Source organism: Streptomyces yongxingensis, assembly GCF_055597465.1.
Map to the genome: position 1 here is coordinate 5,285,785 of NZ_CM145717.1, position 24,188 is coordinate 5,309,972.

Here is a 24,188-nt window from a genome sequence, read left to right on the forward strand (position 1 = left end):
TGCTCTCGCGGCTCTCCACCGTCGAGGGGCAGCAGAGCGCGTCTGCGCCAACCGGCCGGTCAGGCCCGGGTTCAGGCGCGGCGAGGTTCGTCGCAGGCGGTCCAGATGAGGCGGCGGGCGAGTTCACCGGTGCGCTGAGCGGGGCCCTGGGGGCCGAGGACGGTGGCGGTGACGTAGACGCCATTGAGGACGAGGACTAGATCGTCGGCGAGCTGGTCGGGGTCGGAAGCGCGGGCGTCGGCTGCCAAGTCACGCATCCAGTCGCGGACCCGCTGCTCATGGGCGACCGCCACACGGTTCGCGGAGTGTTCCGGGTCGGGAAACTCGGTATGGGTGTTGAGCATGGGGCAGCCCCGGAAGGTGGGCAGTCTGGTCTCCTCGATGACGGCCGTGAAGATCGCGAGGAGCTTCTCGCGCGGGTCGTCGACCTGGTCGGTGACCTGGCGCATACGTTCGAACCAGGCGTCGGCGCGGTCCTGCGTGTAGGCGCTGGCGAGAGCGTCTTTGGTGGGGAACTGCCGATAGACGGTGGCGTTGCCGACACCGCTCTCCTTGACCACCAGGTCCATACCGACAGCGCGGATGCCGCGCTGGTAGTACAGGCGGCTCGCCACGGCCAGGACGTGGCGCCGGTTCTCCTCCGCTGTCTTGCGAGCCATGGTGCACTCCTTCTGCCTGTGGGCCCGGTCTCAGCTTGACAGACGGATCGATCCGTCACAAACTCCGGGACGGAACGATCCGTCACAACTCTACAGTCAAGGATCAACCGCGATGCACCGTCCCAGCCCGCCCTCCTCGCGCACCCTGGTTGTCGTTGCCCACCCCGACCTGGCCTCCTCCCGCATCACCGCCCGTCTGGTCGAGGCCGTGAGAGACCTCGCCCACGTCACCGTCCATGAGCTCGGCACCGCCTGCCGCGATGGCCACTTCGACATCGACCGTGAGCAGCGGCTGCTCCGCGACCACGACCGGATCGTGTGGCAGTTCCCCTGGTACTGGTACTCCGTCCCCGCAGTGCTCAAGGCATGGATCGACCAGGTCCTCACCCACGGCTTCGCCTACGGCGGCAGTGGCTCCGCACTGCGCGGCAAGACCCTCCAGTTGGTCACCTCCACGGGTGGGCCGGAAGAGTCGTACGCTTCCGTCGATCCCACTTCCCGTTTCACGATGACCCAGCTGCTGGCACCCCTCGACGCCACCGCCCGCCTGATCGGCATGCGTCTCGCCGAGCCGCTGGTTCTGCACGGCGCCCGCACCATCTCCGACGAGAACCTCGCCGTGCACGCCAAGCGCTACCGCGAGCTTCTCGGCTCTGCGGAGGTGGCCTCCGCTACTTGCCTCTGACGTTGACGTCAGGTTTTAGCTTGGCCGGGCCGCGCGATTCCGCGTGGTGATGACGTCCGGTCAAGGAGTGTTCACGTGTCCATAAGCAGTGGTGCCGAGCGTGCGGCCCAGGTTCTGTCCCGCCCCTTCACCGTGGGTGGGCTCACCGTGCCCAATCGGATCGCCATGGCGCCGATGACCCGTACGTTCTCGCCGGGCGGGGTGCCCAATGCCGATGTGGTGGCGTACTACGCGCGCCGGGCCGCAGCCGGGGTGGGGCTGATCATTACCGAGGGGACCTACGTCGACCATCCCTCGGCCGGACTGAGCGACAGCGTGCCGCGCTTCTACGGGGAGGACGCCCTGACCGGGTGGGCCGAGGTCGTGAAGCAGGTGCACAGCGCCGGTGGGCGGATCGCGCCGCAGATCTGGCATGTGGGGGTTTCGCGGGATGAGGGCGCCCCGCCCTACCCCGAGGCGCCCGTGCTGAGCCCGTCCGGCGTCGGGCTGGACGGCCGGCCGGTCGGGCGGGCGATGACGCAGGGCGACGTGGACGCGGTGATCACCGCCTTCGCCGACGCGGCCGCCGCGGCCGAGCGGATCGGGTTCGATGGCGTCGAACTCCACGGGGCGCACGGGTACTTGATCGACCAGTTCCTGTGGGGCGCCACCAACCGACGCACCGACGCGTACGGCGGCGACCCGGCGTCCCGGGTCCGCTTCGCGGCCGAGCTGGTGGCGGCCTGCCGTAAGGCCGTCTCCGCCGAGTTCCCGATCATCTTCCGTACGTCCCAGTGGAAGCAGGACCATTACGACGTGCGGATGGCCGAGACCCCGCAGGAGCTGGAGGCGCTGCTGACCCCGCTCGTGGAGGCGGGGGTCGATGTCTTCCACTCGTCCACCCGGCGCTACTGGACACCGGAGTTCGAGGGCTCGGATCTGAACCTCGCGGGCTGGACGAAGAAGCTCACCGGGAAGGCGACGATCACGGTCGGCTCGGTCGGCCTGAACCAGGACTTCCTGCCGACGTTCGTGCCGGGAACCGGCAGCGAGCGGGCCCAGGTGGCGGACATCGAGAATCTGCTGGACCGGCTGGAGCGGGACGAGTTCGATCTCGTGGCCATCGGGCGAGCCCTGCTCGCCGACCCCGAGTGGGCCGAGAAGGTGCTGACCGGACGCGCGGACGCGCTTGTGCCGTACTCCAAGGAGCAGCTCGGCACGCTGCACTGAGCCGTATGGGATGACCGGTTCAGCCCATGCGAATGGCCGGTTTCATACCTCGCTGAGAGGATTGACCCGGTTCGCTCCCCTGGGAACCACGGAGAACAAGGAGAGCCGGTCATGTCCAAACGACTGCATGTGGGCAACTTGAGCTATCAGACGACGACACAGGACCTGGCGACCCTGTTCGGGCAGTTCGGCGAGGTGCTGGACGCCACCGTGATCACCGACCGGGAGAGCGGCCGCTCGCGCGGGTTCGGGTTCGTGGAGATGGACGAGGTGGCCGCGGAGAAGGCGATGGCCCAGCTCGACGGCTGTGAGATGGGCGGCAGGGCGGTGACCGTCACCGAGGCGAGGGCGGTCTCGCGCGGCACGCGCTGAGACGGTACCCGCTGAGGCAGCACGCGCTGAGGCAGCACGCGCTGAGACCGCACGCGCTGAGAAACGGCACGTGTACGGACGGCAAAATCGGAACGTGCCGTTCGCCACGTATCGCCGCTAGGACTTGCGGGTGGAGCAGTGTGCCGTGGTGGTATTGACTGATGCGATCCCCCACACGCATACCTTCACCGCAGTCCCCGCATCCTCACGCTGGTTCACCCGCCGTTCATTACCGGAACCCGTACGAGGAACTCGCCGAGCTGGCCGACCCGTACGATCCGGACGACCCCCTCGGCCTCGGCCTGACGTCGGACGATGACGACGACGCCGACCTCGGCGGACGCAGAGACAAGCCGGCCGCCTCGGGTTCCGGGGACGACGGCGAGCAGTGGTCACCGCCCAACCACCGCCGCTCGTCCCGGCGTCGGCGCGGCCGCTTCCGGGCCGTGCCGCGCACCGCGAAGGCCCTGATCGGGCTGGTCGTGCTGGCCCTGCTGCTGGTGCTGGGCGACCGCTGCGCGGTGATGTACGCCGAGCGCAAGGCCGAGCAGGAGCTCCAGAAGAAGCTGAATCTGGCCACGGCACCGAACGTGACCATCCACGGCTTCCCGTTCCTCACCCAGGTGCTGGGCAAGGACCTCCAGCAGGTCGACATCGCCGTGCCGGACGTGGCGGCCGACCGGGTCTCGCTCGCCGAGGTGCGCGCCCAGGCCCAGGACATCCGGATCGTGGGGGATCTGCCCAGCTCCTTCAGGGGCGCGACGGTGGGCCGGATGAAGGGCGATGTGCTGCTGTCCTTCGAGGACCTCAGCCGTGAACTGGGCGCCTCCCAGGTGCGGTTCCGGGCGCTGGGGCCCAGCTCGGTGCGCGCGGACGGGAAGCTGCCGGTCGCCGGCCAGCAGGTGTCGCTGCACGCCCAGGCACATATCCGGCGCCAGGGAGACCGTGGGATCTCCACGAGCGTCACCGATATGCGGCTGGACATCCCCGGGATCGCCACCTACCGGCCCGGCCCCGAGCCGCGCGCCGGGCTGTATCTGCACAAGAAGGCGGCCCAGCAGATCAGCGAGGACTCCGAGAAGGCGCAGGCGCTGCTGTCGATCCCGTCGGTGGCGGAGAAGCTCGGGGTGTCGCCGGCGGAGGCGGGGCAGGCGCTGAACGACGAGCGGAAGCTGGATGAGATCACGGGCTCGCCGCGGTTCGTCCCCGCGCTGCTCGCGGTCAACCTCGTCCAGGCGGCCAACGACCATCCCCAACTGGCCAGGAAGCTCGGCATCGATCCGATGGTGGCGGGGGCGCTGGCGCGGATGAAGGTGCCGGAGCTGACGAACAAGCTGGAGCTCTCCTTCCAGCTACCCGAAAAGGCCAAGGGCATCCGGCTGGCGAACATCGGCGTGTCCCCGGAGGGGATCAGGGCCGATCTGACCGGTGCGGGGCTGAATTTCGGAAAGACCCGCTGAGCCCGTTGGACACGCCGACGAATTCGCCCGCGCCGGATCGGGCTGGGCTCAGCCGGGGTCGATCCCCGGCGGAGCCGTGGGCGCGCCCGGGAGTCTGAGCCAGGCGACCGTGCCGCCGCCCGGGGCCGGTTCCAGCCCCACCTGGCCGCCCGACTGCTGGACCGTACGGGCCACGATCGACAGCCCGAGGCCCGAGCCGGGCATGCTGCGGGCGGACGGGGAGCGCCAGAAGCGCTCGAAGACATGCGGCAGTTCCTCGGCGGGGATGCCGGGGCCATGGTCCCGCACCCGTACCTCTCCACTTCTGAGAACGACGTCGACCACACCACCCGAAGGGCTGAACTTCACGGCGTTGTCGAGCAGATTGACCAGCGCCCGCTCCAGGGCGGTCGCCTCACCGCGGACGTACCAGGGCTCGATCGAGGCGTTAATCGTGATGTGCGCACCGCGCAGCCGGGCCCGCTCCAGGGCCGTCCGCGCCACCTCGTGCAGGGCGACCACCTGTGGGGGCCCGCTGCCGGGCACGGCGTCGGGGCGGGACAGCTCCTGAAGATCGCCGATCAGCGCCGCCAGCTCGGTCATCTGCGCCTTGACGCTCCCCATGAGCGCCTTACGGTCGGCGGGCGGCAGCGCGCGGCCGGTCTCCTCGCTGCGCGCGAGCAACTCGATATTGGTCCGCAGCGAGGTGAGCGGGGTGCGCAGCTCATGTCCGGCGTCGGCGATGAGCTGCTGCTGACGGTCGCGGGATGAGGCGAGGGCCGCCGTCATGGAGTTGAACGACCGGGACAGCCGGGCGATCTCGTCATCGCCCTCCGCCGGGATGCGCACGGCCAGATCCTCGGTGCGGGCCACATGCTCGACCGCCTCGGTCAGCCGGTCCACCGGCTTGAGCCCGGTCCTGGCGATCCACAGGCCCGCCGCTCCCGCGCCCACGACGCCGACCCCGGCGACGAGGGCGAGCACCAGCGCGAGCGTGCCCAGCGGATGCTCGACCTCGCTCAGCGGGCGGGCCATGGAGACGGCGATCCCGCGCGGCAGCGGGCTGCCGGGGCCGGAGGCCGGCCGGTAGGTGAACACCCGCATGCCCTCGCCGCCCTCGCCCGTCGCGTCATGCAGCGCGCTCGGCCGCTCCCCGACGGCCACGGCCACATCGGCGGTGGTGACCGGCAGCTTGGTCGCTCCGGGCTGGGTGCAGCGGCTGCCGTCGGCCAGCACGATCTGCACGGAGTACGAGCCGAGGGCGTGCGGGGTGCGGTCGTCGGCGCCGGCGGGGTTCTGGCACGCCTCCAGGATGCTCAGCACATTGCGCTCGTCCACCGTGACGTTGCGCAGGGACGAGTCGAGTTGGGCGCTGAGCTGCTCCCGGACGATCAGCCAGCACGCGAACGCGGACACGGCCACCGCGACCGCGACCGCCACGGCGGTCAGCAGGGCCAGCCGCGAGCGCAGCGGCAGTCTGCGGAACCTCACGAGGGCTCGCCCTCCGCGGGCCGCAGGACGTACCCCACCCCGCGCACGGTGTGCACGAGCCGCGGCTCGCCGCCCGCCTCGGTCTTACGGCGCAGATACATCACGTACACGTCCAGCGAGTTGGACGACGGCTCGAAGTCGAAGCCCCACACCGCCTTCAGGATCTGCTCACGGGTGAGCACCTGGCGGGGGTGCGCCAGGAACATCTCCAGCAGGGTGAACTCGGTCCGGGTCAGCTCGACGCGGCGCGCGCCCCGGACGACCTCGCGGGTCGTCAGGTCCATTCGCAGATCGCCGAAGGCCAGCACATCCCCCTCGGGCAGCGCCGCGCCCTGCTGGGCGGCATAGGAGCTGCGGCGCAGCAGGGCGCGGATGCGGGCCAGCAGTTCGTCCAGTTCGAAGGGTTTGACGAGGTAGTCGTCGGCGCCCGCGTCGAGCCCGGTGACCCGGTCGCCGACCGTGTCCCGCGCGGTGAGCATGAGGATCGGCAGCGTCACCCCGGTGGCGCGCAGCCGCCGAGCGGCGGTCAGCCCGTCCATCCGGGGCATCAGCACATCGAGCACGATCAGCTCGGGGTCGTAGGAGCCGACCTTGTCCAGCGCGTCCAGTCCGTCCACGGCGGTCTCGGTCGCGTAGCCCTCGAAGACGAGGCTGCGCTGAAGGGCTTCCCGGACGGCCGGCTCGTCGTCGACGATCAGGATGCGGGCCGGCTGATCGCCGTGGTCGGCGGGGCTCATGCAGCGGTTTCCTTAAGCGGTGACGGTGGGGCGGGGAGGTGGCCGCGGCGGGCTGTGCGGCGCTGCTGCCAGCCTCGCACGTCCATCAGGTGTTGCTGTCGCTTCCGCCCGCGCGGAGGGAGGCCAGATCGGACTTGACGGTGTTGATCGGGATCGAGAAGCCGAGGCCGACGCTGCCCGCGCTGCTGGAGCTCTGCCCCGAGGCCGCGGGGTACATCGCGGAGTTGATGCCGATGACCTGGCCGCTCATATTGATCAGCGCGCCGCCGGAGTTGCCGGGGTTGAGCGAGGCGTCGGTCTGGATGGCCTTGTAGGTGGTGGTCGACGAGCCGACGTCGCCGTTGTACCGGCCGCCGCCGAACTCGAACGGCCACTGCCCGCCGCCACCCGGCCCCTGACCGTCCTGGCCCTGGCCCTGGTCCGTGGAGACGGTGACGTCACGGTCGAGCGCGGAGACGATGCCGCTGGTGACGGTGCCGGTAAGGCCCTCGGGCGAGCCGATGGCCACGACCTGATCGCCCACCGTGACCTTGCTGGAGTCGCCGAGGGACGCGGCCTTCAGCCCGCTCGCGCCCTCCACCTTGATCAGGGCGAGGTCCTTCTTGCTGTCGGTGCCGACGACCGTCGCGGTCTTCTTACTGCCGTCGCTGAAGGTCACCTTGATCGCGTCGGCACCGGAGACCACGTGGTTGTTGGTGATGATCTCGCCGCCGCTGGTGATGACCACGCCGGAGCCCGTGGACTGGCCGCTGGTGCCGCTGGCGCTGACCTCCACGATGCTGGGACTGACGGCCGCCGCGACGGCCGAAACCCCGCTGTGGCTCGTGGAGTTGGCGTTGACCACGGGGGTGGAGATCGTGGTGTCGGACTTCTGGGTGGCGTGGGTGACCAGCGCGGCCGCCCCGCCGCCCACGAGCGCGGAGACCGCCGCCACGGCCGCGATCAGCGCGACCGGCCGCGGGGCTCGCGCCCTGCGCCGCCCCCCGCCCCCGTGCGCCCCCTCACTCGCGAACGCGCCGCCGTCCTCCCCCGCACCGCCACCACTGCCGTCCCCCGGCCATACGGTGACCCCGGACGGCGTGGTGACCGGCTGCTGAGGCTGATACGCGGGCGGATCGGGATACCCCGCGCCGCCGCCGTACGCGTAGGGATAGGGCTCGTCTGCGCCGCTGCGGCGTGTGCTGTCCGTCATGTCTATGACTGTGCGGCCGGAGTATGAGAGTCCCCTGAGGGCCCGCTGAGAACCCCACCAGAAGTCGGTATGCCCGACATAAGGCCCCTCGGGGCCGCCTGCGCGACGAGGGCACGCCCCCGGGCCGCTCGGCCCCGGCCCCGCAGCACCACCGGGTACGGCCCACGGCGCTGGGCCCCGTAAGGCGGGCGTTCCGGCGGATCGTGACGCCTGCGGCGAGCTGCTCCCCTCCCCGCCCCTTCCCACAACTGGGGCTCCGCCCCAGACCCCGGCCCGGGGCTCCGCCCCTTCCCGCAGCGTCGACATGCGACCCCGCCGCATGACGCGGCTCCGCCCCTGGTAACGGGAAGGGGCGGGGAGGGGAAAGCGTCGACATGCGGCCCCGTCTGGGGGCGCGGGTGCTCGTCTGCGGGCACCACCGCCCGCAGGGCCGCACCCGCCGGGCGCCGCAGACAACCGGGGCCGTCGGGGCCCCCAGGACCCCGACCCGATCCAGAAGCGCGAAGCGCTATGCGCAGCCGCAGGAGTGACGGACCACCAGGGCCGACGGGAATTGCTTGACGCGTTCGCGGCGGGAGCCGGAGAGGCGGATGCCGTCGTCCAGGACGAGATCGACCGCGGCGCGTGCCATCGCGGGGCGGTCGGAGCCGACCGTGGTCAGCGGGGGGTCGGTGAGGTGGGCTTCCTTCACGTCGTCGAAGCCGGCCACCGCCAGCTCCGCGGGGACATCGATCCGCAGCTCGCGCGCCGCCCGCAGCACCCCGAAAGCCTGGTCGTCGGTGGCGCAGAAGATCGCCGGGGGCCGGTCGGGGCCGGCCAGCAGATCGAGGGCGACCTTATAGGCGTCGTACCGGTTGTAAGGGGCCTGGAAGAGCCGACCGTCCGTCGGCCGCCCGGCCTCGTGCATCGCGCGGCGCCAGCCCTCCACGTGGTCGGTGACCGGGTCGCCGACGGTCGGGGTTATCTCGGTGCCGCCGAGGCAGGCCACGTAGTCATGGCCGTGCTCCAGCAGATGCCGCACCGCGAGCTGCGCGCCTCCGACGTCGTCCAGCACCACCGCCACGTCGTCGATCGCCTCGGGCCGCTCGTGCAGCAGCACCACCCGGGCGTCCCACGCCTCGATCTCCGCCGCCGCGTTCTCGCTCGGGCCCTGGCTGATGAGGATCAGCCCGGACACCCGCATCCCCAGGAAGGCGCGCAGATAGTGCACCTCGCGCTCGTCGAGGTAGTCGGAGTTGCCGACCAGCACCATCTTGCCGCGCTCGGCGGCCGCCTGCTCGACGGCGTGCGCCATCTCCGCGAAGAACGGCTGCCGGGCGTCCGGCACGATCAGCCCTATGAGATCGGTCCGGCGGCTCGCCATCGCCTGCGCGACCCGGTCCGGCCGGTAGCCGAGCTCCTTGATCGCAGCGAGCACCCGCTCGCGCGTGGCCGGGGCGACCGGCCGGGGTCCGTTATTGATGACGTAACTGACGACCGCGGTCGACGTTCCCGCAAGCCTTGCCACATCATCCCGCGTCACCTTGGCCACGCGCGAAGTCTACGCGGGTCCAGCTAGCTGTTGGCCGGTCGTGCGGCAGCGGCCCTCGCCGCAGAGCCCGCAGCGCCCGCGGAACCCGCAGAGCCCGCGGAACCCGCAGAGCCCGCGGAACCCGCGGAACCCGCGGAACCGACCGCGCCGTCGGGGTGCTCGCCCCGCACCGCGCCACCCGCTCCGGTGTCCCGCGCCGCCGCCTTGGCCCGTGCCTCCTCCGCGGCGCGCTCGACCTTCTCCGGCGCGACGAAGCGGTAGCCCACGTTCCGCACCGTGCCGATCAGGGACTCGTGCTCCGGGCCCAGCTTGGCGCGCAGCCGCCGGACGTGGACGTCCACGGTGCGAGTGCCGCCGAAGTAGTCGTAGCCCCAGACCTCCTGGAGCAGCTGCGCCCTGGTGAAGACCCGGCCGGGGTGCTGGGCGAGGTACTTCAGCAGCTCGAACTCCTTGAATGTGAGATCGAGCACACGCCCCTTGAGCTTGGCGCTGTAGGTGGCCTCGTCGACCGACAGATCGCCGTTGCGGATCTCCATGGGGCTGTCGTCGGTGGTGATCTGCTGGCGGCCCATGGCCAGCCGCAGCCGGGCCTCGACCTCCGCCGGGCCCGCGGTGTCCAGCAGGACGTCGTCGATGCCCCAGTCGGCGGTGACGGCGGCGAGCCCGCCCTCGGTCACCACCAGCATCAGCGGGCAGCCGGGGCCGGTGGACCGCAGGAGCTGGCACAGGCTGCGCACCTGCGGCAGATCGCGGCGGCCGTCGATCAGGATGACGTCGGCGCCCGGTGTGTCCACCAGGGCCGGGCCTTCGGCGGGGGCCACCCGCACGCTGTGCAGCAGCAGGCCGAGGGCGGGGAGCACCTCCGTCGAGGGCTGGAGTGCGTTGGTCAGCAGCAGGAGGGAACTCATCGTCCATCACCTGCCCCGGCCGTCTTCTCGAGGTTGTGCACGCTTCGCTCGCCCATTACGTCGGTTCCTCCTCGGTCCCTTGCGAGAGGGGCACCTCCCAGGCCGTGCCCGGGGGAGTCTGCGGCTACTACTTCGTACGGTCACGCTCCGCGCCCTTGGAGCGACGGTGCGCTCAAACGCGCACCGTCGCCCTGAAAGCACAAAAGGACCCGGGGGCTACATTGCCCGGATCCTCTTCACGACAGAATAACCCACATGACATGCGCCGGAGAGGCTCGATCTGCTTCCCGTTGTCCTTCCCCGGTCACCGAGGGGGAGCAACGGGCCATGCTGCTGACCGATGACGGGGTCTCGATCGAGGCGCGCTACGAACCTTCCCCGGCGGTCGGCACCGAACCCTCCGGCCCCCTCGCGCTGGTGGTCGGACACGGCTTCTCCGGCGCCCTGGAGCGCCCCGCGCTGCGGCGGGTGGCATCGGCGTTTCACCAGCGTACGGCCGTGATCACGTTCTCTTTCCGGGGCCATGGGCGGTCCGGCGGACGGTCCACGGTCGGCGATCGCGAGGTGCTGGACCTGGCCGCCGCGGTGCGCTGGGCGCGCCGGCTCGGACATCGGCGGGTGGCCACGGTCGGCTTCTCGATGGGCGGCTCGGTGGTGCTCCGGCAGGCGGCGTTGTACGGGAAGAGCCGTGAAATCCAGCCGTTGCAAGACGTACACGAGGGGGAGCGCACAGGGCGCTCAACGGGGCGCACGGACGCCGCGCCCGGTGCGCCCTGCGAGGCGGCCGACGCGTTCACCGAGGCGGCCGACGCCCTCGCAGCGTCGGCCGATCCCCTCACCGCGCCGACCGCCGCCCTCGCCGAGTCGGCCGACGGCGCCGCGCCCGACGCCGTCGTCGCCGTGAGCTCACCCGCCCGCTGGTACTACCGCGGCACCGCGCCCATGCGGCGGCTCCACTGGGCGGTCACCCGGCCGGCCGGGCGACTGGTCTCCCGCTACGGGCTGCGCACCCGGATCGACCCCCGCGGCTGGGCCGTCGATCCGCTGTCCCCGGTGGCCGCGGCGCCGCTGATCGCGCCGACGCCGCTGCTGATCGTGCACGGCGACCGGGATCCGTACTTCCCGCTGGACCATCCGCGGATGCTGGCGTCGGCGGCGGACCCGTCCACCTCGGAGCTGTGGATCGAGCCGGGCTACGGCCACGCCGAGACCGCCGCCTCCCCCGATCTGCTGACCCGCATCGCCGACTGGGCCGCGGCCCACGCCTGAGCCCGTCCCGGGCCGCGGCCCACGCCTGACCCGTCCCCGAGCGGTCGCCTATTCGGTTTCCGTCACCGGCTCCGCGAACTGGGACGCGTAGAGCCGCGCGTACGCACCGCCCGCCGCGAGGAGCGCGTCGTGCGAGCCCTGCTCGACGATCCGCCCCGACTCCATCACCAGGATCACGTCCGCGTCCCGGATGGTCGACAGCCGGTGGGCGATCACGAAGCTCGTACGGCCGCTGCGCAGCGAGGCCATCGCCCGCTGGATGAGGACCTCGGTACGGGTGTCGACCGAGCTGGTGGCCTCGTCCAGCACCAGGATCGACGGCTCGGAGAGGAACGCCCGGGCGATCGTGATCAGCTGCTTCTCACCGGCGCTGACATTGGAGCCCTCTTCGTCGATCACCGTGTCGTAGCCGTCCGGCAGCATCCGTACGAAGCGGTCCACATAGGTGGCCTTCGCCGCCTCCACGATCCTCTCGAAGCTCGCCCCCTCCGCGCCGTACGCGATGTTCTCGGCGATCGTGCCGCCGAACAGCCAGGTGTCCTGGAGCACCATCCCGATGTGGGAGCGCAGCTCCTCCCGTGACATCGCGGCGATGTCCACCCCGTCCAGCGTGATCCGCCCTCCGCTGACCTCGTAGAACCGCATCAGCAGATTGACCAGCGTGGTCTTCCCGGCGCCGGTCGGCCCGACGATGGCCACGGTCTGGCCCGGCAGCACCGACAGCGACAGACCCTCGATGAGCGGCGTGTCCGGCTGGTAGCGGAAGGAGACCTCCTCGAACGCGACCTGCCCCCGCACCGCCTCCGGACGTCGCGCGTCCACCGGCTCGGCGCTCTGCTCCGGCGCGTCCAGCAGCTCGAAGACCCGCTCGGCGGAGGCCACGCCCGACTGCACCATGTTGGCCATGGAGGCCACCTGGGTGAGCGGCTGGCTGAACTGCCGGGAGTACTGGACGAACGCCTGGACGTCGCCGATCGACAGCGCGCCGGAAGCCACCCGGAGCCCGCCGACCACGGCCACCAGCACATAGTTGAGGTTGCCGATGAACATCATCGACGGCTGGATCAGCCCCGAGATGAACTGGGCCCGGAACCCCGCCTCGTAGAGCTTGTCGTTCTGCTCCCGGAACGCTCGCGCGGACTCCTCCTCCCGCCCGAAGACCTTCACCAGCGAGTGGCCGGTGTACATCTCCTCGATATGGGCGTTGAGCTTGCCCGTGGTCTTCCACTGGGCGACGAACTGCGGCTGGGCGCGCTTTCCGATGCGCGTGGTCACCCACACCGAGACCGGGACGGTGATCAGCGCCACCAGCGCCAGCAGCGGCGAGATCCAGAACATCATCGACAGCACGCCCACGATCGTCAGCAGCGAGGCCATGATCTGGCTGAGGGTCTGCTGGAGCGTCTGCTGGATGTTGTCGATGTCGTTGGTGGCACGGGAGAGCACCTCGCCGCGCGACTGCTTGTCGAAGTACGAGAGCGGCAGCCGGGCCAGCTTGTGCTCGACGTCCTCGCGCAGCCGGAAGACCGCGCGCTGGACGACGACGGTCGCCACCCGCGCCTGGAACAGGCCCAGGAGCGAGGCGGCCACGTACAGCCCCGTGACCCACAGCAGCACGACGCCGACCGCGTGGAAGTCGACGCCCTGGCCCGGGGTGACGTCCATGGAGGCGACCATGTCGGCGACCGTGCCCTGGTCCTTGTCGCGCAGCCACTGGACGGCCTGCTCCTTGCTGACACCGTCGGGCAGCTGCCGTCCGACGATGCCCGCGAAGATCAGGTCGGTGGCCTCGCCCAGGATCTTCGGACCCACGACCGAAAGACCGATGCTGACCGTGCACAGCGCGAGCACGAGCAGGGCGATCCCGCGCTCGGGGCGGAGCCGGGCCAGCAGCCGGCGGCTGGAGCCGCGGAAGTCCATGGACCGCTCGGTGGGCTGCCCGCCCATGAAGCGGGCGGGTCCGGCGGCGGGCGCCGGACCCCTGCGGGGCGCCGTGGGGCCGCTCATGCCGCCTCCTCCTCGGTGAGCTGGGAGAGCACGATCTCGCGGTAGGTCTCGTTGCCGGCCATCAGCTCGCCGTGGGTGCCGGCGCCGACGATCCGCCCCGCGTCGAGGACCACGATCAGATCGGCGCCCCGGATGGTGGACACCCGCTGGGCGACGATGACGACCGTCGCGTTGTCCGTCTCGTCCGCGAGCGCCGCCCGCAGCCGGGCGTCGGTGGCGTAGTCGAGCGCGGAGAAGGAGTCGTCGAAGAGGTAGACGGACGGCTTGCGGACCAGGGCGCGGGCGATCGCCAGCCGCTGCCGCTGCCCGCCGGACACATTGGTCCCGCCCTGGGCGATCGGGGCGTCGAGACCGCCCTCCATGGCCGCCACGAACTCCCGTGCCTGGGCGGTCTCCAGGGCCCGCCACAGCTCCTCGTCGGTGGCGTCGGGGTCGCCGTACCGCAGGTTGGAGGCGACGGTGCCGGCGAAGAGGTACGGCTTCTGCGGGACCAGCCCGATGGTCCGGGTCATCACCTCGGGGTCGAGGTCGCGCACGTCCACCCCGTCGAGGTGAACGCTGCCGTCGGTCGCGTCGAACAGCCGCGGCACCAGCCCGAGCAGGGTCGACTTGCCGCTGCCGGTGGAGCCGATGACGGCGGTGGTCCGGCCGGGCCGGGCGGTCAGCGTGATGTCGCGCAGCACGGGCTCGTCGGCGCCGGGGTAGTGGAACTCCACGCCCCGCAGCTCCAGCAGCCCCCGTCCGGCGTCGGCGGGCGCGGGCGCGACGGGCATCAGCGGCGGTACGACGCTGGTCCCGGTGTCCAGCACCTCCTGGACGCGCTCGGCGCACACCTCGGCCCTCGGCACCATCATGAACATGAAGGTGGCCATCATCACGGACGACAGAATCTGCATCAGATAGCTGAGGAACGCGGTCAGCGCGCCGACCTGCATCCCGCCGCTGTCGATGCGGTGTCCGCCGAACCAGACGACGGCCACGCTGGAGACGTTCACCACCAGCATCACGGCCGGGAACATCAGCGACATCAGCTGCCCGGCGCGCAGCGAGACATCCATCAGGCCGGTGTTGGCGGCGGTGAAGCGGTCGCGCTCATGGGTGTCGCGGACGAAGGCGCGGATGACCCGGATCCCGGTGATCTGCTCGCGCAGCACCCGGTTGACGGTGTCGATGCGCTGCTGGACGTCGCGGAACAGCGGCCGCATCCGGCGGGCGATGAGCGTGACCAGGAGGCCCAGGGCCGGAACGATGAGGAGGAGCAGCCCGGACAGCGGCACGTCCTCGTTGAGCGCCATGACGACACCGCCGACGCACATGATCGGCGCCGAGACCATCAGCGTGAAGGCCATCAGGCACAGCATCTGCACCTGCTGGACGTCGTTGGTGGTACGGGTGATCAGGGACGGCGCCCCGAAGTGGCCCATCTCCCGGGCGGAGAAGGACTGCACCCGGTCGAAGACGGCGGCGCGCACATCGCGGCCGAGCGCCATGGAGGTGCGGGCGCTGAAGTAGACGGCCCCCGCGGCACACACGATCTGGACGAGGGTGACGGCGATCATCAGCCCGCCGACACGGAGGATGTAGCCGGTGTCGCCCTTCACCACTCCGCTGTCGATGATGTCCGCGTTCAGCGCGGGCAGGTAGAGGGTGGCGAGGGTCTGCACCAGCTGCAATAAGACGATCAGCGTGATCGTTCGGGTATAGGGCCTCAGATACGCCCGTATCAGTCGTACCAGCACACGGAAACCTTAAGTGACGCTCGTCCCGAACCGGCCGTATTTTCGACGAACCGCGTGTGGTCCCGGGCGCGGCCCCGCACCCGTCATCATGGAGGCGGCAGATGACGGGAAAGGGATCGCGATGGCGATGATGAGCACGCCCGCCGGGACCATCCGGTACTGGGCCGCGGCCCGCGCCGCGGCCGGTACCGCGGAGGAGCCGTACACCGCGTGGACACTGGCGGAGGCGCTCGACGCGGCCCGGCAGCGGCACACCGCGCGGCCGGAGTTCGCGCGGGTCCTGCTGCGCTGTTCGTTCCTGGTCGACGGAACCCCGGTCGGCACCCGTGACCACAAGACGATCCAACTCGCCGAGGGCGGCACGGTCGAGGTGCTCCCGCCGTTCGCAGGAGGGTGAACCCCGAGCTCATGAGCAACCAGCCGCACCAGCCCAATGGGCATCACCAGCCCCACGAGCCTCATCAGCATCAGGGGCAGCAGCCGCAGGGCCAGCAGCCGCAGCAGCCGTATCCCCCGTACGGGTCGTACGAGGCTCCTTACGGGGGGTACGACGAGAGCGCGCATCCTTACGGCGGCCATGGCGGCCACGGCGTTCCCGGTGGCAACGGCGGTCACGGCGGTCACGGCGGTCACGGCCAGGGTGCCCAGCAGCCGGCCGACTGGCAGGGGTACGCGGGGTATCCGCAGCAGCAGGGGTACGCCCAGGCCCAGCCGCCGCAGTACCAGCACCCGCAGCAGCCGTACCAGCAGCAGCCGTACGCGGACCCCTACGCCGCCGCCCAGCAGGGCCACCAGGGGCAGCAGGGCCAGCAGCCCCACCAGGGCCACCAAGGGCACCGAGGGCAGTACGCCCAGGGCTGGGATCAGCAGCAGCACCCGTACCACCAGCCCGCCGACCCGTCCCAGGCGCCGCCCCGGGCCCCGGGGCAGACTCAGGCCCCGGCACAGGCACAGGCCCCGGGGCAGGCTCAGGCACAGGCCGCGACCGCGACCGCCGAGCCGCCCGCCCCGCAGCCGGACCGGCCGCTCACCGCCGCCGAGAAGGCCAAGGCCGAGGGGCGCCCGCAGATCCTCCACCCGGGGTTCGTCCCCGCCGCCCTGACCTCCGTGCTCGCCGCGCTGCTCGCGGCCACCGCGCCGCTGGGCCGCCCGGCGGTCGCCGTCGCGGTGGCGGCGCTCCAGGCGGTCACGGCGGCCGGCTGGTTCCGGCTGAACGGCATGTGGCCCGCCCGGCAGGGCATCGCGCTCGCCTTCGCGGGCGGTCTGGCCGCCGACGTCGGCCTGCTCGCCACCGAGCCCGCGCACGCCCCTACGGTCGTCATCGGCACCATCGGCGTCTGGCTGCTGCTGGTGCTGATCCTCCAGTTGCGCAGCCACGCCTCCCCGGACGAGCGGCTGTACGGCCTTACGGCCGCCGTGGCGGCCACGGCCCTCGCCGTGCTCGCGGCCGGCCATCTGGCCGCCGTCGCGGAGTCCTCGGACGCCGTGGTGGTGGGGGCGGCCGCCGTCGCCGTGGCCGTGCTCGTCCGGGCGCTGCCGCTGCCGACCGCCGCCGCCGTCGTGGTCGCGCTGGCGGCCGCCACGGGCGCCGGGGTCGGGGCCGGGCAGCTCACCGGAACGGGCACCTCCACCGCCGCCCTGCTCGGGTTCGCGGCCGGGGCGTGTGCGCTGATCGGCCACCGGGTCGCCGCTTACGACTACCCCTCGCGCTTCGTCCACATGACCGCCGGCGTGGCGCTGCCGCTCGCGGCCGCCGCCCCCGTGGTCTATGTGATCGGCCGCGCTCTGGACTGACTCCCCGGCTCCCGCTCACCCGGTCCGGATAGGCTCGCAGCCTCAGGCGCGAGGGCCTGAGCGAGAGCCTGGGGGACCCACGCACATGCGCGCACTACGCATCACACTGATCGTCGTCGTGATATTCGGCGGCCTCTTCGTGGCCGCCGACCGCATCGCGGTGTACATGGCCGAGTCCAAGGCGGCCGACAAGATCAAGAGTTCTCAGGGCCTGACCACCACGCCCAATGTCTCGATCAAGGGCTTCCCGTTCCTCACCCAGGTCGTGGGCAAGGAGCTGGACGAGGTCGACGTCGGCGTGGACGGGCTGACGACGGACGCGGGCGACGGACGCAGCGTCCGGGTCACCGAACTCGACGCCCAGTTGCACAACGTCCGCATCTCGGGCAACTTCTCGTCGGCCAGCGCCGACAGCGCCACGGGCTCGGCCCACATCAGCTACGCGGACCTGTCACAGGCCGCCGGTCCGGGGATCACGGTCGCCTACGACCCGTCGGGCACCAACAAGGTCAAGATCACCGGCAGTCTGCTGGGCTTCAGCCTCACCGCCCACTCCCAGGTCACCATCGTGAACGGCAACACCATCCGGCTGCACGCCGAGTCCATCCCGGGCGGCAGCATCCCCCAGTGGGAGGACAAGGTGCGCGAGAAGGCCGACATGGAGCGGAAGATCGACGGACTGCCCACCGGTATGCGGCTGGACAAGGTGGAGACCTCCAAGGACGGCATAGACGTCTCGGTCGCGGGTAATAACGTCCAGCTGACGGGCTGACGCGATCAGTACCAGGGGCGTCCGATCACGCCCCTGGTCCATTGACTGAGACGATCATGTCCGCGCATATGGACGCTTCTGCCCATCGCAGCCCCCTCCGGCCGCGCCTCCCGGCCGTTCACAGACCTCTCATCTCACACTCCGGACGATAACGTCTCATGATGCGACACGCCGGTGACATGCCCGCCTGTCCGTCCCTACGATCGGACCCATGAAGCGACAGGCGGATCTCACGAAGCGGCGGGCAGTCGACCTGTGCCGCGTCGCCGCCATGCTCTGTCGCGCCGTCTGAACGGGACGTGGTCCGCACACGCCGCGGACCGGCCCCCTCTTCGGCCCGTCAGCCGGGCCTTCCCGCACCTTCGCTCGTACGCTCGCCGCACGCCCCGCGCGGCGCCGCGTCGTGAGCGTGCCCGTACCGCCGCAACTGCCCCGGAGGAGAGAAACATGAGCCGCAGTGACGTCCTGGTGGACGCCGACTGGGTCCAGGCCCGTATCGACGACCCCAAGACGGTCATCGTCGAGGTGGACGAGGACACCTCGGCCTACGACAAGAACCACATCAAGAACGCCATCCGGATCGACTGGAAGCAGGACCTCCAGGACCCGGTGCGCCGTGACTTCGTCGACCAGGCCGGCTTCGAGAAGCTCCTGTCGGAGAAGGGCATCGGCAACGACGACACGGTCGTCCTCTACGGCGGCAACAACAACTGGTTCGCGGCGTACGCCTACTGGTACTTCAAGCTCTACGGCCACCAGGACGTCAAGCTGCTCGACGGCGGCCGCAAGAAGTGGGAGCTCGACTCCCGCGACCTGGTCGCCGAGGTGCCGACCCGCGCACGGACCGAGTACAAGGCCAAGCCGCAGGACACCGCCATCCGCGCCTTCCGCGACGAGGTCGTGGACGCCATCGGCTCGCTGAACCTGGTCGACGTGCGCTCCCCCGACGAGTTCTCCGGCAAGCTGCTCGCCCCGGCCCACCTCCCGCAGGAGCAGTCGCAGCGTCCGGGCCACGTCCCGAGCGCCCGCAACATCCCGTGGTCGAAGTCGGCCAACGACGACGGCACCTTCAAGTCCGACGACGAGCTCAAGGAGATCTACGAGGGCGCGGGCGTGGACCTGTCGAAGGACACCATCGCCTACTGCCGCATCGGTGAGCGCTCCGCTCACACCTGGTTCGTCCTGCACGAGCTCCTGGGCCAGACCAACGTCAAGAACTACGACGGCTCCTGGACCGAGTACGGCTCGCTGGTCGGCGTGCCGGTCGAGCTCGGCTCCGACAGCTGACCCCTCTCCCTCGAACGTAAGGACAGACATCCATGTGTGGAGCCAAGGCCGGCGGCCCCGACGCCTCGACGATCAAGCCCGGTGAGACCACGATCCAGGGTTCGGTGACCCGCGACGGCGAGCCCGTCGCCGGTTACGTCCGGCTGCTGGACAGCACCGGCGAGTTCACCGCCGAGGTCCCCACCTCCGCGACCGGACAGTTCCGCTTCTACGCCGCGGAGGGCACGTGGACGCTGCGCGCCCTGGTTCCCGGCGGCACCGCGGACCGCACCGTCGTCGCCCAGAAGGGCGGGCTGGCGGAGGTCGCCATCGCCGTCTGACGCGCTACGACGCGTCGTGACTCACGGCCGGAGGGCCGCACCCCGGGGTTGGACGCCTCGGCGGGGTGCGGCCCTTCGTCCGTCTCCTTCTGTCTCCGCCGGTCTTCGGCCGTCTCCGCCTGTCGGTGCGGGGAGGGCTTTCGTCCGTCGGCGCCAGGGACTTTCGTCTGTCGGTGCGGCGGTCCCGGACGTACGCTGGACGTATGTACGCGCGACGCCGCCACGCATACTTCTTCCTGATGGGCGCGTGTCTGACGCTCTTCATCTCGGCCTGGGCCTTTGTGCGCCTGTGGTCCGTCCCCGCCGCGGTCGCGATGTGCATCGTCGCCATGGTGATCCCACCTCTGGCGGCGATCGTCGCCAATCGCCGGGGCCCGGACGACCGGTGGTGGGACGAATCGGGGGACGAGGAGTCCGACCGGTGGTGGCGGGAGCTGGATGAGCACAACCACCGGCATTGACCTGCCCGCAGCATCGATATGCGGCTCCGCCGCATGGCAGGCTCTCCGCCCCTGGACCCCGGGGTCTGGGGCGGAGCCCCAGGTGCGGGAAGGGGCGGATAGGGGAACAGCCCGCCGCAGGCGCCACGATCCGCCGGACACCCCTAGTGCACGGGCGTACCCGAGCTAGTACACGAGCGCCTGGACGCCGTCCGGCATGATCTCGCTCACGAAGACCTGAGCGCCCGCGATCCGGGCCCCCTCGATCAGATCCTTCTCCTCGATCTCCCGGCGCGCGGCACACTGTGTGCACACCGTGATCGTTCCGCCGCCCGTAAGGATGCCGTCGATCAGATCCGGAAGCGGCGCGGCATGCGGAAGCTCGAACTCCGCAGCCCGGCCCGGCAGCGCGAACCACGTCGACTCCCCGGTCAGCCAGAGCGAGACCTCGACCCCGCTCGCCGCGGCCACCGCCGCCACCGTGAACGCCTGGGAGCACCGCTCGGGAGCGTCCGCGCCCGCCGTCACCTTGATCACCAGCTTCTTCGCCATGCGTCAACCTTAGGCTCGGCACCCGGGGCCCGGCGCCGCACGGCCACCTGTCTCCACCGGCCGTCCCGGCGCCGACTAGACTCGGTGCCGTCCGTCATCTGTTCCGAGGAGCGCGCTCGTGCTTGAGGCAGTCTTCACCACCCTGATGATCCTGGTCGCCGTGGCCACGCTCGGCTTCGCCGCGCTGACCTGGAAGAAGCTGTACCAGGGCCAGCGCTGAACCGCTCCCGCCCCGCCATCACGGCTCGACTCTCGACAGATCGCCTGAATTCATGATCCAGATTCCGTCCGACCTCCACCCGGACCTCGTGCCGCTCGCCTTCCTCCTGGGCAACTGGGAAGGGGCCGGCGTCTCGGACTTCCCCGGGGCCGAGAAGTGCAACTTCGGCCAGGAGGCCACCTTCACGCACGACGGCCGCGACTTCATCGAGTACGTCTCGCACACCTGGGTGCTGGACTCCGAGGGCAAGAAGGTCCGCCCCCTGGAGACCGAGTCCGGCTACTGGCGGATCGACAAGGACCGTAAGGTCGAGGTCGTGATGAGCCGCGACCAGGGCATCATCGAGGTCTGGTACGGCGAGCTCGCGGAGGGCAAGCCGCAGATCGACCTGGCGACGGACGCCGTGGCGCGCACCGCCCACGCGGCCCCGTACTCGGGCGGCAAGCGGCTGTACGGCTATGTCAACAGCGATCTGATGTGGGTCGGCGAGAAGGCCACCCCCGAGGTCGAGCTGCGCCCGTACATGTCCGCGCATCTGAAGAAGGTCGTGGACCCCCGGGAGTGGGCCAAGGACCTCAAGGACCTGCCGGACGACGGGATCGCCTTCTTCCGCTGAGGTCCTCCGGCTTCCGCCTTCCGCTCTCCGCGCTCTCCGCTCTCCCCCGGGTCAGGCTGTCGCGTGCCGCGTCCGGTTCTGCCCCTGTGCGTCCGGCCGGTCGTCGCGGGCCCGCCTACACTTGCACCGTGGCGACCACCGACTGGAAGAGCGATCTGCGGGAGCGCGGCTACCGCCTGACCCCGCAGCGCCAGCTCGTGCTCGAAGCCGTCGATCATCTGGAGCACGCCACTCCGGACGAGATCCTCACCGAGGTGCGCCGCACCGCGAGCGGCGTCAACATCTCCACGGTCTACCGCACGCTGGAGCTGCTGGAGGAGCTGGGCCTGGTCAGCCACGCCCATCTGGGCCACGGCGCCCCCACGTACCACCTGGCCGACCGGCACCATCACATCCATATGGTGTGCCGGGACTGCACGGATGTGATCGAGGCCGATGTCTCCGTGGCCGACGCCTTCACCCGGCAGCTCCGGGCGGATTTCGGCTTCGACACCGATCTGAAGCACTTCGCGATCTTCGGCCGGTGTGCCTCCTGCTCCGCCCGGCAGCGCGCCGGAGAGGCCGGGGAGCGCGCCGCAGGCGCCGGGCAGCTCGGCGGAGAGGCCGCGCGGCGTGGCGGAGACGACGCCGAAAACCGCTCCGGTGAGGGCCGAGCCCGCAGGTCGTAGGCTGAGTTCATGAAGAGCCCTTTGCTGTCGCTGCCCGGCGCCGTCCCCGGCGAGGGCCCCGACGAAGGCGTTGCCGCCCACTACGGCGACCTGTTCCGCGAGCAGCGCGCGCTCGCCGACGGCACCGGCTTCGTGGACCTCTCGCACCGCGGAGTGGTCACGGTCAGCGGTGCCGACCGGCTCAGCTGGCTGCATCTGCTGCTCACCCAGCACGTCAGCGAGCTCCCGCCGGGCCAGGCGACCGAAGCCCTGATCCTCTCCGCCCACGGCCACATCGAACACGCGCTCTACCTCGTCGACGACGGCGAAACCACCTGGGCCCATGTGGAGCCCGACAGCCAGGGCGATCTGATCGCCTACCTGGAGAGCATGAAGTTCTTCTACCGGGTGGACATCGCGGACCGCACCGACGAGTACGCGGTCGTCCACCTCCCGGCGGGCAGCATCACCGAGGCCCCCGAGGACGCCGTCGTCCGCGAGACCCCGCACGGCCGGGACCTCTTCCTGCCGCGTGAGCGCCTTACCGCCTTCGCCGAGGCGAGCGGCCCGCCGATCGGGGTGCTGGCGTACGAGGCGCTGCGGGTCGAGGCCCACCGGCCGCGGGTCGGCCTGGAGACCGACCACCGCACCATCCCGCACGAGCTGGGCTGGATCGGCTCCGCCGTCCATCTCCAGAAGGGCTGCTACCGAGGCCAGGAGACCGTCGCCCGGGTGCAGAACCTGGGGAAGCCACCGCGCCGCCTGGTCTTCCTCCACCTCGACGGGAGCGAGGTGGCACTGCCGTCCCACGGCGCGCCCATACGGCTGGCCTCGGAGGGCGAGGAGGGCCGCCAGCTGGGGTTCATCACCTCCTCGGCCCGCCACCACGAGCTGGGGCCGATCGCACTGGCGCTGGTCAAGCGCAATGTGCCGGTGGACGCGGAGCTGATCGCGGACTCCACGGCCGCCGCACAGGAGACGGTCGTGGAGCCGTGAACCCGCTGCCGGTCCACCGGACCCCGCGGTTCGGCTAGACCTCGACGAGCACCGTGAACGGGCCGTCGTTCGTGAGCGAGACCTTCATGGCCGCTCCGAACCGGCCCGTTTCCACGTGCGCGCCCAGCTTCCGCAGCTGGGCCACCACCTCGTCGACGAGCGGTTCGGCGACCCCGCCGGGCGCCGCCGCGTTCCAGGTGGGACGGCGCCCCTTACGGGCGTCGCCGTAGAGCGTGAACTGGCTGATGACCAGCAGCGGAGCGTCCAGGTCCGAGCAGGACTTCTCGTCGTGGAGCATCCTTACGGACCACAGCTTGCGGGCGAGCTGGGCCGCCTTCTCCGGGGTGTCGTCATGGGTCACCCCGACCAGTACGCACAGCCCCTGGCCCACGATCTCGCCGACCGTCTCGCCGTCCACGACGACGCTCGCCCCGTCCACTCTCTGTACCACAGCACGCATGGCGACCATCATGCCGTGCGTCCATCCGGGGCCGATCGGGTGGAGAGCCGCTGCACAGGGAGCATCACTGGTGGCACGATGCGTGCAGGCGGTGCAGGCGGGCAGGAACTGCGGGAACGACGCATCGCTGGAGGGGACGGACACCAATGACCACATCGGGCACCGGCCAGCCCATGGCCACCGAGGGCCTGCTGCCGCCACGGCCGCCGAGCCAGCGCGGCGGGCGGCTGGCCGACTCCGCCGCCGTGACGGCGCCGGCCGTGACATCCACGTCCGCGGCCGCGAGCGGTCTTGACGCTCTGCGGCTGCCGGAGCTGAGGGCACTGCGCCGCGCGGCGCAGCGCGAGGAGGCGGATCTGAGCTATCTGCGCAGACTGCTCCAGGGGCGGATCGACATCCTCCGCGCCGAGCTGGGCCATCGCCGTGACCCGGCGCCCGCGGCGGCCGCGGCCCAGCCGCCCGCCGCGCTGGTGGACCGGCTGCCGGAGATCCTCGCGGATCTCCCCTCACGGCACCGCTCCTCGGCCCGCCATGTCACGCTCGGGACGCCGCAGGGCGCGGAGTACGAGCGGCTGGCCGAGGAGATGCTGGCGGAGGTGGGCCTGTCCGATCTGCGGGCCCGTACGGACGAGGAGCTGCACGGCGCGATGGCCCGCCTCGTCGGCCATGAGCAGCAGGTGTCGCGGCGGCGGCAGGAACTGCAGCGCACGGCGGACGGCTGCAGCGCGGAGATCGCCCGCCGGTACCGCGAGGGAGAGGCGCAGGTGGACGACCTGCTGGCGTAGGCAGCGACGGGCGCCCGCGGGGTGCCCGAGGAGCTGTTCGCGCCGGGTGCTCACCGAGTTG

The 24,188-nt window shown here is 71.0% G+C and carries 26 protein-coding genes; 16 read left to right on the forward strand and 10 right to left on the reverse strand.

The features are described 5' to 3' along the window. Positions 1-71 precede the first annotated feature (71 nt). On the reverse strand, positions 72-659 hold the full coding sequence (locus ACZ6TD_RS22550; protein ID WP_471356776.1) for a TetR/AcrR family transcriptional regulator: 588 nt from the start codon (positions 657-659) through the stop codon (positions 72-74). 112 nt (positions 660-771) lie between these two features. Here ACZ6TD_RS22550 and ACZ6TD_RS22555 point away from each other — a divergent pair, with 112 nt between their 5' ends. The 4 genes from ACZ6TD_RS22555 to ACZ6TD_RS22570 all read left to right on the forward strand — a co-directional run bounded on the left by ACZ6TD_RS22555 (position 772) and on the right by ACZ6TD_RS22570 (position 4,385). Beyond that, entirely contained in the window at positions 772-1,344 is a 573-nt protein-coding gene (locus tag ACZ6TD_RS22555) for an NAD(P)H-dependent oxidoreductase (protein WP_471356778.1), read from the forward strand. A gap of 75 nt (positions 1,345-1,419) precedes the next feature. Continuing rightward, complete coding sequence (locus ACZ6TD_RS22560) at positions 1,420-2,553, forward strand: NADH:flavin oxidoreductase (RefSeq protein WP_471356781.1); 1,134 nt, start codon at positions 1,420-1,422, stop codon at positions 2,551-2,553. Between the two features lie 111 nt (positions 2,554-2,664). After that, positions 2,665-2,925: an RNA recognition motif domain-containing protein gene (locus ACZ6TD_RS22565; RefSeq protein ID WP_471356783.1), complete on the forward strand. Its 261-nt coding sequence runs from the start codon at positions 2,665-2,667 to the stop codon at positions 2,923-2,925. A 161-nt stretch (positions 2,926-3,086) separates the two neighbouring features. After that, the gene (locus ACZ6TD_RS22570; protein ID WP_471356785.1) at positions 3,087-4,385 is read left to right on the forward strand and encodes an LmeA family phospholipid-binding protein; all 1,299 of its coding nucleotides are present in this window, start codon (positions 3,087-3,089) and stop codon (positions 4,383-4,385) included. Positions 4,386-4,433: 48 nt separating this feature from the next. Here the strand turns inward: ACZ6TD_RS22570 and ACZ6TD_RS22575 are convergent, their stop codons facing one another. The 5 genes from ACZ6TD_RS22575 to ACZ6TD_RS22595 form a co-directional block, all read right to left on the reverse strand. Further along, entirely contained in the window at positions 4,434-5,855 is a 1,422-nt protein-coding gene (locus tag ACZ6TD_RS22575; RefSeq protein WP_471356787.1) for a HAMP domain-containing sensor histidine kinase, read from the reverse strand. Then, positions 5,852-6,592, reverse strand: a complete 741-nt coding sequence (locus tag ACZ6TD_RS22580; protein WP_256654395.1) for a response regulator transcription factor — start codon at positions 6,590-6,592, stop codon at positions 5,852-5,854. Before ACZ6TD_RS22580 ends, ACZ6TD_RS22575 begins: the two co-directional genes overlap by 4 nt. Before the next feature lie 85 nt (positions 6,593-6,677). Next, positions 6,678-7,784, reverse strand: coding sequence for a S1C family serine protease (locus ACZ6TD_RS22585; protein WP_471356792.1), 1,107 nt, complete (start codon positions 7,782-7,784; stop codon positions 6,678-6,680). A gap of 508 nt (positions 7,785-8,292) precedes the next feature. Beyond that, positions 8,293-9,315 (reverse strand): LacI family DNA-binding transcriptional regulator, encoded by a 1,023-nt coding sequence (locus ACZ6TD_RS22590; RefSeq protein WP_471356795.1) that lies wholly within the window; start codon positions 9,313-9,315, stop codon positions 8,293-8,295. Between the two features lie 23 nt (positions 9,316-9,338). Further along, a complete protein-coding gene (locus tag ACZ6TD_RS22595; RefSeq protein ID WP_471356798.1) occupies positions 9,339-10,223 on the reverse strand; it encodes a winged helix-turn-helix transcriptional regulator in 885 nt (294 codons plus the stop codon). Between the two features lie 327 nt (positions 10,224-10,550). On the opposite strand from ACZ6TD_RS22595, the gene ACZ6TD_RS22600 reads away from it, so the two are divergent. Next, positions 10,551-11,492, forward strand: coding sequence for an alpha/beta hydrolase (locus ACZ6TD_RS22600; protein ID WP_471356804.1), 942 nt, complete (start codon positions 10,551-10,553; stop codon positions 11,490-11,492). A gap of 48 nt (positions 11,493-11,540) precedes the next feature. Here the strand turns inward: ACZ6TD_RS22600 and ACZ6TD_RS22605 are convergent, their stop codons facing one another. Both ACZ6TD_RS22605 and ACZ6TD_RS22610 read right to left on the reverse strand, forming a co-directional pair. Further along, positions 11,541-13,499 (reverse strand): ABC transporter ATP-binding protein, encoded by a 1,959-nt coding sequence (locus ACZ6TD_RS22605; protein WP_471356809.1) that lies wholly within the window; start codon positions 13,497-13,499, stop codon positions 11,541-11,543. Next, positions 13,496-15,238 carry an ABC transporter ATP-binding protein gene (locus tag ACZ6TD_RS22610; protein WP_471356812.1) on the reverse strand — a complete coding sequence of 581 codons (1,743 nt, stop codon included), beginning with the start codon at positions 15,236-15,238 and terminating at the stop codon, positions 13,496-13,498. Before ACZ6TD_RS22610 ends, ACZ6TD_RS22605 begins: the two co-directional genes overlap by 4 nt. 121 nt (positions 15,239-15,359) lie before the next feature. On the opposite strand from ACZ6TD_RS22610, the gene ACZ6TD_RS22615 reads away from it, so the two are divergent. The 7 genes from ACZ6TD_RS22615 to ACZ6TD_RS22645 all read left to right on the forward strand — a co-directional run bounded on the left by ACZ6TD_RS22615 (position 15,360) and on the right by ACZ6TD_RS22645 (position 19,872). After that, positions 15,360-15,635: a MoaD/ThiS family protein gene (locus tag ACZ6TD_RS22615; protein WP_470013365.1), complete on the forward strand. Its 276-nt coding sequence runs from the start codon at positions 15,360-15,362 to the stop codon at positions 15,633-15,635. A gap of 11 nt (positions 15,636-15,646) precedes the next feature. Next, positions 15,647-17,032, forward strand: coding sequence for a hypothetical protein (locus ACZ6TD_RS22620; RefSeq protein ID WP_471356816.1), 1,386 nt, complete (start codon positions 15,647-15,649; stop codon positions 17,030-17,032). Positions 17,033-17,117: 85 nt separating this feature from the next. Continuing rightward, positions 17,118-17,804 carry an LmeA family phospholipid-binding protein gene (locus tag ACZ6TD_RS22625; protein ID WP_471356818.1) on the forward strand — a complete coding sequence of 229 codons (687 nt, stop codon included), beginning with the start codon at positions 17,118-17,120 and terminating at the stop codon, positions 17,802-17,804. Between the two features lie 211 nt (positions 17,805-18,015). Beyond that, entirely contained in the window at positions 18,016-18,096 is an 81-nt protein-coding gene (locus tag ACZ6TD_RS22630; RefSeq protein WP_350962106.1) for a putative leader peptide, read from the forward strand. 155 nt (positions 18,097-18,251) lie between these two features. Next, entirely contained in the window at positions 18,252-19,091 is an 840-nt protein-coding gene (locus ACZ6TD_RS22635) for a sulfurtransferase (RefSeq protein WP_471356820.1), read from the forward strand. A gap of 32 nt (positions 19,092-19,123) precedes the next feature. Continuing rightward, positions 19,124-19,411, forward strand: coding sequence for a DUF1416 domain-containing protein (locus ACZ6TD_RS22640; protein WP_020869513.1), 288 nt, complete (start codon positions 19,124-19,126; stop codon positions 19,409-19,411). 203 nt (positions 19,412-19,614) lie between these two features. Beyond that, positions 19,615-19,872 carry a DUF3099 domain-containing protein gene (locus ACZ6TD_RS22645; protein ID WP_014053929.1) on the forward strand — a complete coding sequence of 86 codons (258 nt, stop codon included), beginning with the start codon at positions 19,615-19,617 and terminating at the stop codon, positions 19,870-19,872. Between the two features lie 165 nt (positions 19,873-20,037). On the opposite strand, the gene ACZ6TD_RS22650 is transcribed toward ACZ6TD_RS22645, so the two are convergent. Next, entirely contained in the window at positions 20,038-20,403 is a 366-nt protein-coding gene (locus ACZ6TD_RS22650) for a DsrE family protein (protein WP_014053928.1), read from the reverse strand. Positions 20,404-20,675: 272 nt separating this feature from the next. On the opposite strand from ACZ6TD_RS22650, the gene ACZ6TD_RS22655 reads away from it, so the two are divergent. The 3 genes from ACZ6TD_RS22655 to ygfZ all read left to right on the forward strand — a co-directional run bounded on the left by ACZ6TD_RS22655 (position 20,676) and on the right by ygfZ (position 22,882). Then, a complete protein-coding gene (locus tag ACZ6TD_RS22655; protein ID WP_137978920.1) occupies positions 20,676-21,239 on the forward strand; it encodes a heme-binding beta-barrel domain-containing protein in 564 nt (187 codons plus the stop codon). A gap of 128 nt (positions 21,240-21,367) precedes the next feature. Next, the gene (locus ACZ6TD_RS22660) at positions 21,368-21,907 is read left to right on the forward strand and encodes a Fur family transcriptional regulator (RefSeq protein ID WP_471356823.1); all 540 of its coding nucleotides are present in this window, start codon (positions 21,368-21,370) and stop codon (positions 21,905-21,907) included. A 9-nt stretch (positions 21,908-21,916) separates the two neighbouring features. After that, positions 21,917-22,882, forward strand: a complete 966-nt coding sequence (ygfZ, locus tag ACZ6TD_RS22665; protein WP_344596883.1) for a CAF17-like 4Fe-4S cluster assembly/insertion protein YgfZ — start codon at positions 21,917-21,919, stop codon at positions 22,880-22,882. Positions 22,883-22,916: 34 nt separating this feature from the next. Here ygfZ and dtd read toward each other — a convergent pair whose 3' ends face one another. Further along, positions 22,917-23,342 carry a D-aminoacyl-tRNA deacylase gene (dtd, locus tag ACZ6TD_RS22670; protein WP_137978918.1) on the reverse strand — a complete coding sequence of 142 codons (426 nt, stop codon included), beginning with the start codon at positions 23,340-23,342 and terminating at the stop codon, positions 22,917-22,919. Positions 23,343-23,488: 146 nt separating this feature from the next. Here dtd and ACZ6TD_RS22675 point away from each other — a divergent pair, with 146 nt between their 5' ends. Beyond that, positions 23,489-24,127 (forward strand): RsiG family protein, encoded by a 639-nt coding sequence (locus ACZ6TD_RS22675; protein WP_471356826.1) that lies wholly within the window; start codon positions 23,489-23,491, stop codon positions 24,125-24,127. The last annotated feature ends 61 nt before the right edge of the window (positions 24,128-24,188 follow it).